11 protein-coding genes and 1 riboswitch are annotated in these 12544 nt (G+C 54.2%); of the genes, 6 read left to right on the forward strand and 5 right to left on the reverse strand.

Annotated features, from left to right (window positions below):
- Positions 1-183: 183 nt before the first annotated feature.
- Both QRY16_RS10765 and QRY16_RS10770 read left to right on the forward strand, forming a co-directional pair.
- Positions 184-1104: an alpha/beta fold hydrolase gene (locus tag QRY16_RS10765; protein ID WP_289776574.1), complete on the forward strand. Its 921-nt coding sequence runs from the start codon at positions 184-186 to the stop codon at positions 1102-1104.
- Entirely contained in the window at positions 1097-2488 is a 1392-nt protein-coding gene (locus tag QRY16_RS10770; protein ID WP_289776575.1) for a hypothetical protein, read from the forward strand. The genes QRY16_RS10765 and QRY16_RS10770 overlap by 8 nt, the downstream gene beginning before the upstream one ends.
- Before the next feature lie 21 nt (positions 2489-2509).
- Here QRY16_RS10770 and QRY16_RS10775 read toward each other — a convergent pair whose 3' ends face one another.
- Entirely contained in the window at positions 2510-3859 is a 1350-nt protein-coding gene (locus tag QRY16_RS10775) for an MFS transporter (protein ID WP_289776576.1), read from the reverse strand.
- Positions 3860-4034: 175 nt separating this feature from the next.
- The gene (locus QRY16_RS10780; RefSeq protein ID WP_289776577.1) at positions 4035-4937 is read right to left on the reverse strand and encodes a GntR family transcriptional regulator; all 903 of its coding nucleotides are present in this window, start codon (positions 4935-4937) and stop codon (positions 4035-4037) included.
- A gap of 136 nt (positions 4938-5073) precedes the next feature.
- Here QRY16_RS10780 and QRY16_RS10785 point away from each other — a divergent pair, with 136 nt between their 5' ends.
- Complete coding sequence (locus QRY16_RS10785; RefSeq protein WP_289776578.1) at positions 5074-6102, forward strand: zinc-binding alcohol dehydrogenase family protein; 1029 nt, start codon at positions 5074-5076, stop codon at positions 6100-6102.
- Here QRY16_RS10785 and QRY16_RS10790 read toward each other — a convergent pair.
- Positions 6092-7015 (reverse strand): nucleoside hydrolase, encoded by a 924-nt coding sequence (locus QRY16_RS10790; RefSeq protein ID WP_289776579.1) that lies wholly within the window; start codon positions 7013-7015, stop codon positions 6092-6094. The genes QRY16_RS10785 and QRY16_RS10790 overlap by 11 nt on opposite strands.
- A 149-nt stretch (positions 7016-7164) precedes the next feature.
- A riboswitch (Fluoride riboswitch) is annotated at positions 7165-7240 on the forward strand.
- A gap of 91 nt (positions 7241-7331) precedes the next feature.
- On the opposite strand from QRY16_RS10790, the gene crcB reads away from it, so the two are divergent.
- Positions 7332-7709 carry a fluoride efflux transporter CrcB gene (gene crcB / locus QRY16_RS10795; protein ID WP_289776580.1) on the forward strand — a complete coding sequence of 126 codons (378 nt, stop codon included), beginning with the start codon at positions 7332-7334 and terminating at the stop codon, positions 7707-7709.
- A gap of 156 nt (positions 7710-7865) precedes the next feature.
- Positions 7866-8681 carry a sugar phosphate isomerase/epimerase family protein gene (locus QRY16_RS10800; RefSeq protein WP_289776581.1) on the forward strand — a complete coding sequence of 272 codons (816 nt, stop codon included), beginning with the start codon at positions 7866-7868 and terminating at the stop codon, positions 8679-8681.
- On the opposite strand, the gene QRY16_RS10805 is transcribed toward QRY16_RS10800, so the two are convergent.
- Entirely contained in the window at positions 8678-9283 is a 606-nt protein-coding gene (locus QRY16_RS10805; RefSeq protein ID WP_193406052.1) for an alpha/beta hydrolase, read from the reverse strand. The two genes, QRY16_RS10800 and QRY16_RS10805, sit on opposite strands and share 4 nt — an antisense overlap.
- Before the next feature lie 286 nt (positions 9284-9569).
- Here QRY16_RS10805 and QRY16_RS10810 point away from each other — a divergent pair, with 286 nt between their 5' ends.
- The gene (locus tag QRY16_RS10810) at positions 9570-10691 is read left to right on the forward strand and encodes a GNAT family N-acetyltransferase (protein WP_289776582.1); all 1122 of its coding nucleotides are present in this window, start codon (positions 9570-9572) and stop codon (positions 10689-10691) included.
- Here the strand turns inward: QRY16_RS10810 and QRY16_RS10815 are convergent.
- Positions 10688-12520: an ABC transporter ATP-binding protein gene (locus QRY16_RS10815; RefSeq protein ID WP_289776583.1), complete on the reverse strand. Its 1833-nt coding sequence runs from the start codon at positions 12518-12520 to the stop codon at positions 10688-10690. The two genes, QRY16_RS10810 and QRY16_RS10815, sit on opposite strands and share 4 nt — an antisense overlap.
- Between the last annotated feature and the right edge of the window lie 24 nt (positions 12521-12544).

The following is a 12544-nucleotide window of genomic DNA, read 5'->3' on the forward strand; positions in this document are numbered from 1 at the left end:
GGCCAGCGTGGCCCACGTTTAGCGATGAGACAAAGGTTGAAACTGGAAGAAGCCATGCCGTCATCGGAATATTTCAGCTCGTCGCTACTGCCAGCACAGTGGTGGCCTGAACAGTGAATGATTAACCGCCTGCCGCTGAATCCCGACCTACACTGAATTATTACGTCGGAACAGGAGCAACGGATGAGACGAACTATCCAGAGTAAACGACGACAGCGTGCTGCGCTGGTGGCAGGCGTGGGGTTAGCAACCGCTGCCACGCTGTGGGGCATTAAGAAGTGGCAGCGGTTAAAGCAAACGCCGCCCGTTTCGCCGCGCAGCCATCATGCTGGATTAGCCGGTTATTATCAGCAGATTGGTGACTGGCGCATTTTCACCCGCGTCACACCTAATGAAAGCCACGGTTTGCCGGTGGTGCTGATTCACGGCCTGGTGATGTCGGGCCGGGCAATGGAAGATCTGGCGTTAGCGTTAAGCCGTGACTATCACGTTTTAGTCCCCGATCTGCCTGGATTTGGCGCCAGTGCGCTACCGGCGAAAGCGCCGATTTTATCGGTGGATGCGTTAGCCGATGCGCTGTGGTTATGGTTGCAGCACAACAATTTTCAGCGGGCCATCTGGATCGGCAACTCGTTTGGCTGCCAGATTCTGGCCGCGCTGGCGGTGAAGCACCCGGACGCGGTGGCTGGATTAGTGTTGCAAGGTCCAACCGTTGATCGTCATGCGCGCAGTCTGCCACGGCAAATATGGCGTGACTGGCGCAACGGGCGGCTGGAATCACATCGGCCACCGGGCGAACTGGCGTTAATTGACTACGCCAAAGCCGGCTTATGGCGCGCCTTTGGCACCTTGCGCGCCATGATGCGCGATCATATTGAGCGGCGGCTGACCTATATCACCGCGCCAACGTTGCTGCTGCGTGGCTCGCGCGATCCCGTATCGCCAACACGCTGGGTCGAAGAGCTTGCCGCGCTACTGCCTAACGGTGAAACCCTCACTTTGCGAGGCGGCACTCATACGCTGCACTTTGTCTATCCATGGAGTTTCTGTCGCGCGATCCGTCCCTTCCTGGCGCGCGTTCAGCAGGAGAATCATCATGAGTAAACCGCCAAAAGGTATTGCCCGCTTTGACTCCTCTGCTGCGATGTTGGTGGCGCTGGCCAACGCCCTGCACGATCGCCCATTCGCCAGCCCCAGCCAGTCGCCAACGCTGGATCGGCTGCTGCCATCACTAAATAAACTTCCCAGGCGGTTGCGTGAATGGGGCTACGCCGTTGGTGGCATGGCGGAAGGCATCACCCTGAAACAAGCGGGCGAACTGGATATTGAGGGCATCGCCGAATGGATGGTGAGTGAATATCCCCAGCAATCCTACCCGGCGGCGTTTATCGGCTCGTCGAACGGGGCGATGATTCACCTGGCAGCGGCAATGGGCGTGCCGTGGCTTCCCCAGACTTTTCTCTGCCCGGTGCGTGCCCTGAATAACGATCCCGATGATGCCCAGGCCGGTTTTGAACAAGGCAAGCCGGTAGCGGCCGCTTTGCTGGCGGCCTGGCCGCAGCTGGCGGTCCATCACATGCAGGATCCGAATCAGGACCGGCTTATGCTCGATCAAATGAGTTACTACCGCCTGAAAATGCGTGCACTGCCGCTGGCGTTTAACGAGTTTTTGATGGGCAGTTTGCCAGCCGGTTCCACACTGTTTATTAATCACTGTACGCGACAATGGCCGGTCACGCGCACCAGCGATCGCTCATTCTTTCAGTTTGGGGCGTTGGGCGGCGCGACCGAAAAAGAGTATCTGCAAGGCGGGCCGCGTGTTGCTGGCTATCTGGCGCGTTATGGTATCGGACGCGATAAATGGGACGCGCCTGCTGTCACCGACACGGTACCGGAAGCGGAATGGGGTTTAGACGGTTATCTGATTTCGCCGCTAAAAAGCCTGGCGACTTCGCAGGGCCTGAAACTGATGGAAATCCGCTATGAAGAGCCGGAAGCGCTGAGTTTTGTCGTCGCTGAAATTTATCGTGACTGGTATCTGGCGGCAGGTATTTTGCCGACTCGTCTGACGGTAGACAGCTTCTTGTTGATGGATCCCTGGTGCAGCATGCATCAGCACGCGATCCCGTTCTGGCTGGTATTTTGTACTTCGTCATCAGCGGCAACGTTGCAAAAATTTCTGGAAAAACAGCCACCGTTCCGCAATATCGACATGATGCTGTTTTCACATGGTACGGAAAGTATTGGGCTGGCAGAAATTTCACGCTGGCAGGAATTGCTGAATTTTGCCCGGGATGAGGGGGCCTTCGTTGGCGTTGATACTGAACGTTTTCCGCGTGACTTCGCCACACTAGCGCGCTTCGACTCAGCGCTGCGTGAGCGGGCGCCGCTGTTGCCACCCCCTCCACCGCTCAGCGTCGAAAAAGTCATTTCAGGGATTCAGCGTTACGGCGTGCGACACGGTGTAACGCTGACGGCGCTGAATTAAACAGCGCCGTCACGGCAGGGACTAATCGTTGTCGGTAATCGGTTTACGCACCAGCACCAGGTAAGCCAGCGCGCCAGCTAAGGTGACGCAGGCACAAATCATCAGCGCCAGGCTGAATGATTTGGTGGTATCGAGTACCCAGCCAGTAATCACCGGGGCAAACGAGGCGAAGATAAAGCTGGCAAAGTTCTGAATGCTGCCGACCGACGCCGTCATACGTGCTGTCACATTGGCATGGATCAGCCCCCAGCACGAGGTTCCGGCAAAGTGGATGCAGAACAGCGCCATACCAATCAGCGTTACCGCGCTGGTGGTATCGGTGGCCCGCGTCACAATGGCGGTGAACGCGGCAGACAACACCATACCGCTGACGATACACGCTTTACGGGTTTTTACTGCATCGTAACCACGACGTACCAGCGCATCCACCACATAGCCATTCAGCAACATGCCCGCAGCGCCAAACAGGAAGGGAATCGCCGCCAGCAGGCCGGTGCTTTTCAGATCCAGATTGTAGGTTGACTGTAGGTAGCCCGGCAGCCAGGCGATATATAACCATGCGGTGTAATTGATCCCACTGAAACCAATCATCATTCCCCACATGGTGCGCTGCCTGAACAGGCCTCGCCACGCTTTGAAGCTGATAGGTTCTTTCCGTGACGCCACGCTACCCGCTTGCAGATAATTAATCTCTTCTGCGCTCAGCGTATTGTTGTCACGATCGCGGTAAAGCATGTACCAGCCAGCGGCAAGAAAAATACCCATAATGCCGATAGTAACGAACATGCCGCGCCAGCCAAGTACCAGCAGCATGGCCGCCAGGATAGGCGGAGCCACGGAAAGGCCAATCATTGAGGCGGCGTTAAACATGCCCATTGGCATACCGCGATCTTTAATGTTGAACCAGTCGTTAATGACTTTAACGCCACACGGATTCATTGGCGCTTCACCCACGCCCAGGCCGATGCGCACGAAGATAAACTGAGTAAAGTTATGCACCAGCCCGGCGGCTGCCTGAAACAGCGACCAGATGAACATACCCACACCAAGCATAATGCGCGGACCTTTGCGGTCCAGCAGCGCACCGCACGGCAACTGAGCCAAACCATATGCCAGCGAAAATGCAGACAGTAGCAACCCAATTTCCGTCGCGTTCAGGCCCATTTCTTCACGGATAGTCATATTGGCAACAGAAAGCGAGCTGCGATCGAGATAGTTAATCATGGCGGCGAATAGCAACAGCAGCATGGCCGTTACCTGAATTTTACGAATGCGCGGCGAGCGCACCACATCGCTGCGCATCGGGATGTAATCCTGAACGGCAGGCTCACCGGGCCTGGTATCGCGGCCGGTAACCGATGTCTTGTCCATTGCAACCTCCCAGAGCTGAATACTTATCGTTATGGTGAAAGCGGATGTTCGCGCGGCGGTCAAAAGGAGAGACGCCTTGACGTTGCCGTCGAGACTAAAAGCAATGACAGGATAATGTTGCAAAGATGTTTCGGTTTCGTGCGGGAGCTAATGCTTTGCGGTTTTTAATCGGTACTTAATGATATTGGTGAATGGAGCGCACCATTGAAGATTTGGCTGTTGCTAAATGAGTATGCAATGCACATAGCGCATCCACGTCCTGACGGCCAATAAGCGCCGTGAGTATCGTCATATGCTCTTCCAGAGCCACAATGTTGCGCTGCTTTAAATCACTTTCATCCCATTGATAATGCGAGTGAAAAATCACCGAAATAATTTCCAGCGATTGATTGAAAAACGGATTGTTAGCAGCGGATAAAATCAGCGAATGCATCTGTTTATCTAATGCGGCGAAGTGACGATAGTTGCTGGCAATGGTATCGCGCATCGATCGGTGGCGATCCAGCAGATCGCGCGCCTGAATCCAGCGTTCATCCTCAGCAGGCAGGTTGAGAAAGCGACTCAGCGCATGTGTTTCCAGCATTTCACGCAGCTCAAATAACTTCTCGGCGTAATCCTGAGTAAACTTTTTCATTCGCCATTGCCCGCGCTTTACCGGCTCCAGCAGATCATAACGCATAAAGCGCAGCAGAAATTCACGCACGACCACCGGACTGACTTTTACCTGATGTGCCAGTTGGAGCTCGCTGAAGGTATCGCCTGGCATCAACTGGCGCTGGTTAATCATATTAAAAAACGCCTGCTCGAACTGACTGACCTGCTGTTCTATGGGGGGCTTTAACCCGCTAAAACCGTCATCGTCGGTGGGATCGCGCACAATAACGTAGCTCTCTTCAACCTTTTCCAGCACGCCGCGTTGATGCAGATAATGCAGCGTGTGGCGTACCGTAGTGCGGCTGATATTGAACATTTCGGCCAGCGCAGCCTGCGGCGGCAGAGGCGATCGGATATGGCGCTGAGCAATGCTTTCCAGCATTTGGTTAATCACGTTGTGCCGCAAATTCTGGCTTCGACTCATATCGCCTCCGGTTTTTTATGCATTAAAAACCATTCAAAGCCCAAAAAAATCGTTGTGCTTCACAGATTCCACAGCGGAAATCCACGGGCGGCGCGTGATTCGTCATAAATGCCTGCAAGACAATGGGAGGATCATCATGACGATAATGAAAACGCTGGTTATTGCAGAGCCGCGTAAAATGGTGTGGGCGACACGTGAAACGCCCACGCCCGCCGCAGGCGAAGCGCTGATTAAAATTCTCACCGCCGGCATTTGCGGAACCGATATTCACGCCTGGGCAGGCAATCAGCCTTTCTTTAGTTATCCACGCGTACTGGGCCATGAATTATGTGCCGAAGTGGTCGCGCTGGGCAGCGGCACCTGCGGTTTTACGCCAGGCCAGCGCGTGGCGCTGATCCCTTATCTTGCCTGCCAGCGCTGCGATGCCTGCCAGAGCGGTAAAACCAACTGCTGTGAAAAGATTTCGGTCATCGGCGTGCATCAGGATGGCGGCTTTTGTGAATACCTGAATGTGCCGGTCAGCAACCTGCTGGCTGTGGATGATGTGGCGCCGGAAGCCGCCGCGCTGATTGAACCTTTTGCCATCAGCGCCCACGCGGTACGTCGCGCCGGCATTATTGCCGATGAGCATGTGTTAGTGGTGGGAGCAGGGCCGATTGGCCTTGGCGTGGCCGCGATTGCCGCTACGAGCGGGGCAAAAGTCGTGGTTGCAGATACCAGCGAGTTTCGTCGTCAGCATGTGAAAGACAAGCTGGGCCTGGTGGCGTTACATCCGGCAGACGACGGTTTTTACGACGCGCTGCGTGAACAGTTTAATGGCCGACTGGCGCTAAAAGTGATCGATGCTACCGGCAGCCCGGCAGCGATGAACAACGCGGTAAATTTAATGCGCCACGGTGGCACCATTGTTTATGTCGGCCTGCATAAAGGTGATTTGGTCATCCCTGACAGTGAATTCCATAAAAAAGAAACCACGCTGATGGGCAGCCGCAATGCGACACGTGAGGACTTTGATCACGTCCGGGCGTTGATGGCCAGCGGTAAATTACACGCCGGGATGATGCTGAATAAACATTTTGCTTTCTCGACGCTGGCTGAGACTTTTGAGCCGCAGGTGATTAATAATCGCGAGTTAATCAAAGGGGTTATCCATTTTAATCTTTAATTTTCAGTGCGTTAAAAAAGTGCGTACGTACCGCCTGGGCATCAACCTGTAAAGCGATACGCTGTGTGGGCAGATCGCGAAAAGCATCCTCGCGTGACGCTAACGCGCTGAGTTTACGCACCGTTTGCCCGCTGGCGATGCCTTCGGTAATAACCCGTAGCGGGCTTTCTGTCAGAGTAAAAGCCTGGGGCAAACACAGCCAGGAAATGGTCAGCGTGTCGTGTAGCGCCATGCCGTCAAAGCCTTCTTTCGCCAGGCTGTAAGCAAGGTAAGGACGGCAAATAGCGCTCAATACCGGCTGATTAAGTTGATGCATTTCTTCGCCGCGAATAAGCACTTTGTGAGTAACATCCAGCGGCAATAAAATAACCGGCAATGCTGAGGACAGCACCTGATCGGCAGCGTGCGGATCTTTCCAGATATTGAATTCACTAAACGGCGTCACATTGCCCGCATGTCCGTCGGTGCCAAACGCGCCGCCCATAATCACCAGTTCTTTTACCTGCGAAATGATGTCGGGCGCCTGATTAATGGCGCTGGCGATATTGGTCAGCGGGCCAATCGCCACCAGGGTGATTTCATGCGGCTGCGCACGCACGCTATCAATAATGAACTGCACCGCGCCTGGCGCCTGGTCACTGTAGGTATTCTCGAACGCATCGCCAAGCCCATCCTCGCCATGTAGCTTAGCGGGAGCGCCAGGTGCCAGAGCCAGCGGCCGGGAACAGCCGCGATAAACCGGCGCAACGATTCCCATTTTCTCGCAAAACAGCCGGGCATTTTTCGTTGCCTGATGCACGCTGACATTGCCAAAAACCGTGGTAATGCCAAGCAGACGCTGCGTTTTTGCGGCATATGCCAGCGCAAAGGCATCGTCAACACCAATATCAGTATCAAAAATCAAGGTGCGCATGATGTTCTCCTGGTTAAGGGGAAACCCGCTTAGGTTGGGCATTCCAACCTACTTGAAAGTGCACGGCTGAGCGATAAAAATTCCGCGTTTCGCGTTGCGGTGTCCTTAATTCCCTGAGTTGTCAGTTTTTACTCTGGCACGTATTATCGTCCCCTTAAGGTGATGGCGTTCCACCTTTCCCAACCGCTGTGGATTTAATCTGCGGCTGATGACGCCTGACATAAACCGTAATCCTCGCGCAGGAGCGGCTGTGTCAGGTGCGTTTTTTGCCTCTCACCGCTAGCCTGCGCGTCATTCTTAATCAGGAGCATTATTGATGTTGAAATCACTGTTAGCCGTAATGTTAGGCGGGGCGGTTGGCTGTTCGTTGCGCTGGCTTATTTCGCTGCGTTTTAACGCGCTGTTTCCTAATCTGCCGCCTGGCACGTTGATCGTGAATTTAATCGGCGGCTTTATTATCGGCGCTGCGTTGGCCTGGTTCGTAAAAAATCCGCATATCGACCAGACCTGGAAACTGCTGATCGTCACCGGTTTGTGTGGCGGCCTGACCACTTTTTCCACCTTCTCTGCTGAAATTATCTTGCTGCTACAATCAGGTAAGTATTTCTGGGCGATGTCGAGCGTGTTCATTCACGTTACGGGTTCGTTGCTGATGACCTTTATCGGCTTTGCTGCCATCAATGCGCTGGGGTGATGCCTGACGCGTAAAGGGAGTGAAATCGTCCTTGAAATAACACTTAAGAGGTAGATACTGTTTCAGGTTCTGTAAAGAAAGCGCTGCTGCCAGGCGTGAACAACTGAACCTGAATATTCAGACACCGATTAATCCAGACGATTAAGGAGCCCGTTAATGAGCCATAACCCTAAATTCCTTAACCTGGTGTTGTTACACGGTGGGCCCGAGCAAAAATTGCAGGCGGCACAGGCGGCGGGTTTCGATCAGGTCGAAATCTGGCGTGAGGATGTGCAAGCCAGCGAGCAGGGCGCTGCAGCGTTAGCGCAATTTGCGGATCAGCAAGGGATAGGTTTTACCAATTTGCAGGTATTACGCGATTCTACCGGCACGTCCGCTGGCTTACGTATCCAGAAGCGTGAAGAGTTGCGCCAGTTTATCCAGATGGCGCAGGCGCTGGGCTGTGACACTATTCAGGCGCCCGCCAGTACGCGTGAAGATTGCATTCCCGAACGCATTGATGATGATTTGCGTTGGATGGCATCGGAAGCCGCGCGCTATAAAATGCGCATTATGTACGAGCCAATGGCATGGTGTAGCGTTGATAATACGTTGCCGCTGGCATGGGAACGCTTGCAGCGCCTCGATCAGCCCAATATCGGTCTGGTGGTCGATCTGTTCCACATTTGTGCCCCTGGCGGCGATGCATCGCAGCTGGACGGCATTCCCGCCGATCGTATTTATGAAGTGCAACTGTGCGATATGGCAGAAAGACCGTCGCAGGATAAACAAGCGTTAATCGATATGGCGCGTCATCAGCGCTTGCTGCCGGGTGACGGCATTATCGAAATTGAACAGTTTGTCGATAAACTGAAAAGCGTTGGTTATCAAGGTCCGGTTGGGATTGAAGTCTTTAACGATGCGCTTAAACGCTTGCCGCCGGCCGAAGCGGCACAACAAGCGTGGCAAGCGTTGAATCGTTACTGGCCTTAATCCTGTAAACACTGCGCGATAAACGCTACAGCATCCATCGCGCCCTGGGCAGAAATCGTATGTCCGGTATTAGGTTCAAACCGCGTTTCGGTGGCGATGCCAGCGCTTTTAAGCCGCTCTGTCGCTGACTCGCTTTCGCGCCACGGAATAACCTCGTCGGCGCGTCCATGAATCAGCAAAACCGGCGTATAAGCTTGCGGCGTAAGCGGACCATCAAACGCCAGTCGGCCTGAAAAAGCGACCACGCCCGCCAGCGGATGGCGTCCGCTTGCCAACGCATCCAGCGCCATAATCGATCCTTGTGAAAAACCTACCAGCATGACGTTTTCCCAGCGATCGGCCATGCCGTTTTGCGCCATGATCGCGCTGATTGTGGCGTCAAATGCATCCCGCGCTGCACGCACGCGGGCTGGGCGGTTCTTTGCAGTTACGCCTGTCAGGCTAAACCATTGATACCCGAACCCTTGCTCAAAGGCGTAAGGCGCATCTGGCGAAGCAAACGCCACATCCGGTAAAAATGATGACCAATGCCGACCAATCGGTGCAAGATCGTCGCCGTTGCTGCCTACGCCATGCAGAAAAATCACCAGTGCTTTTGCCATGTTTATTCCTTGAAAACCGTAATGACTCAGGGCTGGGTCTGGCGGACCATACAGTTGAGATGCAATGTGTTGATTGAATAATGACCGGGCTGATGTGATCGATACTAACAGTTCCACGCATGGTAACAAATTTCCGATCGCCGACAAGGCGATCCATCACGATGGCTGGCAGCCATAGACGGGTAAATAAGCGGCTCGCAACCTTCACATTAGGTGCCATCGCGCTTCCCCTATCTCCAAAAACCTGCTTGACTGATCGCTCGCCCGAACCTATCTGGAGTTGTTGATGTCGCTGATTCACCTGACTTCATTAGCGGAAATCGCTGCCGCCGAGTGGGATGCGATCTTACCTGACGATCAACCTTTTTTACGCCATGCTTTTCTTGCCAGCCTTGAGGAGAGCGGCAGTGTGCGCGCTGAATCCGGCTGGCAGCCCGATCACCTGTTGTGGCGCGAAAACGGCATATTACGTGCCGCAATCCCCGGCTACCGCAAACGCCATTCAATGGGCGAATACGTCTTTGATCACGCGTGGGCCGATGCCAGCCAGCGCGCAGGCATTCGCTATTATCCCAAATGGCTCGGCGCGATCCCTTTTAGCCCGGTGACTGGCGCGCGCTTGCTCGGTGACGCCAGTGCAGTCGCTCAGCTGCTGGTTGCCTTACCGGAAACGCTGCGCAAAAGCGGCCTGAGCAGCGCGCATATTAATTTCACTGATGCACAGGCTAACCGGTTATTGCAAAGTGAAAACTGGCTGGCACGGTTGGGGCTTCAATATCACTGGCACAATCGCGGCTATCGCGACTTCCAGGATTTTCTCGACACGCTAATGTCACGTAAGCGCAAACAGTTGCGCAAAGAGCGTGAACAGGTAATGCAGAGCGGCTTCGAATTTGACGGCTATCGTGGCGATCAGCTGCGTGAGGAGCAGTGGGATTTTGTTTATACCTGCTACGCCAATACCTACGCGGTACGCGGTCAACGGCCTTATCTGACGCGTGATTTCTTTAGCCTGCTGGCTGAGCGGATGCCACAAAATATCCGCGTTGTGATTGCACGCCTACAGCAGCAACCGGCCGCGATGGCGTTTTACCTCAAGGATGGTAAAGCACTCTATGGGCGTTATTGGGGATGTCTGGCAGAGTTCGATCGGCTGCACTTTGAAACCTGCTTCTATCAGGGAATGGATTTTGCTATCGCCGAAGGATTGCAGCGCTTTGATGCGGGGGCGCAAGGGGAGCATAAACTGGTGCGCGGCTTCGAGCCGCTGATCACCCATTCGTGGCATTACTTAATGCATCCGGGCCTGCGCGAAGCCGTGAATGAATTTCTTCAGCAGGAAAGAGAGGGCGTGCGCGCCTGGGCTGAGGAAGCGCGCGACGCCTTACCCTATCGACGTGGTGATTAATCGGCGCCGACGAAACCACCGGTTTGATGTTGCCATAAGCGGGCGTACAGGCCGTTTTGTGCCAGCAGTTCGCGGTGGCTGCCCATCTCGACAATCTCACCTTTCTCCAGCACGACTAAGCGATCCATTTTCGCGATGGTTGATAAACGGTGCGCAATGGCGATCACCGTTTTACCCTGCATCAACGATTCCAGGCTTTCCTGAATGGCTGCTTCGACTTCCGAATCAAGCGCGGAGGTCGCTTCATCCATAATCAGAATTGGCGCGTCTTTCAGTAATACGCGCGCAATCGCCACACGTTGACGTTGACCGCCCGACAACTTCACGCCGCGCTCACCAACGTGCGCATCTAATCCGGTGCGTCCCAGCGAATCGGACAGTAACGGAATAAATTCATCGGCACGGGCACGATGAATTGCCGTCGCCAGTTCCTGCTCGCTGGCATCGGGGCGTCCATACCGCAAGTTTTCACGGATTGAGCGGTGTAACAGCGAGGTATCCTGAGTGATCATGCCAATCTGGCCGCGCAGGCTCTCCTGCGAGACGTCTGCAATGTTTTGATTATCAATCATAATGCGGCCACCGTTTAGGTCGTACAGCCGCAGCAGTAAATTCACCATAGTGGATTTGCCTGCGCCAGACGGGCCAATCAGTCCAATTTTCTCACCGGGTTTAATGTCGAGGTTGAGGCGGTTAATGACCTGACGGCCACCGCCGTAATCGAAGCGCACATCTTCAAAACGGATATTGCCGCGTGTGACTTCCAGCGCTTTAGCCTTTGGTACATCCTGCACGCTGAGCGGCTGGGCAATGGTATTCAGGCCATCCTGCACCATGCCGATATTTTCGAAAATGCCGTTCACTACCCACATAATCCAGCCAGACATATTCACCAGGCGGATCACCAGGCCGGTCGCCAGCGCGATGGCGCCGACGCTAATCAGCGATTCACTCCATAACCACAGCGCCAGCCCGGAGGTGGAGACAATCAGCAGGCCGTTCAGCGCTGACAGCGTTAAATCCATACTGGTCACCATGCGGCTGGCATGCTGTGTTTTATCGGTTTGCTCCTGGATGGCTTCACGGGCGTATTGACGTTCTAAATCGCTGTGGGCGAACAGTTTGATGGTGGCGATATTGGTGTATCCATCCACAATGGTTCCCATCAATTTTGAGCGCGCTTCCGACGACACCACCGAACGCGCTTTCACGCGTGGCACAAAGAAACGCAGCGAGGCGCTATACGCAATAATCCAGATCACCAGGGGGATCATCAAACGCCAGTCCGCCTCGGCGAACAAGAACAGCGAGGTCACGGCATAAATCAGCACGTGCCAGATAGCGTCTACCAGCTGCACCGCAGAATCACGCAGCGCGTTGCCCGTTTGCATAATGCGCTGTGCAATGCGCCCCGCGAAATCGCTCTGAAAGAAATTCAGGCTCTGACGCAACACATAATTGTGGTGTTGCCAGCGGATCATGCTGGTCATACTGGGATTAATACTCTGATGTACCAGCATGTCATGCAGAGCAATAAAAACTGGCCGCAGGATCAGCGCGACAAAACCCATCCACAATAAAATTCGCCCGTTATCACTGAACAGGCTGGCGGGTGTTGAATGGTTAACCAGGTCAATAATGCGGCTTAAATAGCTGAAAAGCGCTACTTCAATCAGCGCTGATCCTAGCCCCACGACCAGTAGCGCGGCGAAACTGGGCCACACCTGACGCAGGTAATAAAGATAGAAAGGCCAGACTGAGGATGGCGGCGTATCGGTGGGAGCATCCTGAAAAATATTGATAAAACGTTCAAAACGACGATACAACATAGATTCACTCTTTCCGTCCCATGA

It is taken from the genome of Mixta mediterraneensis (assembly GCF_030283135.1).
GTDB lineage: Bacteria > Pseudomonadota > Gammaproteobacteria > Enterobacterales > Enterobacteriaceae > Pantoea > Pantoea mediterraneensis.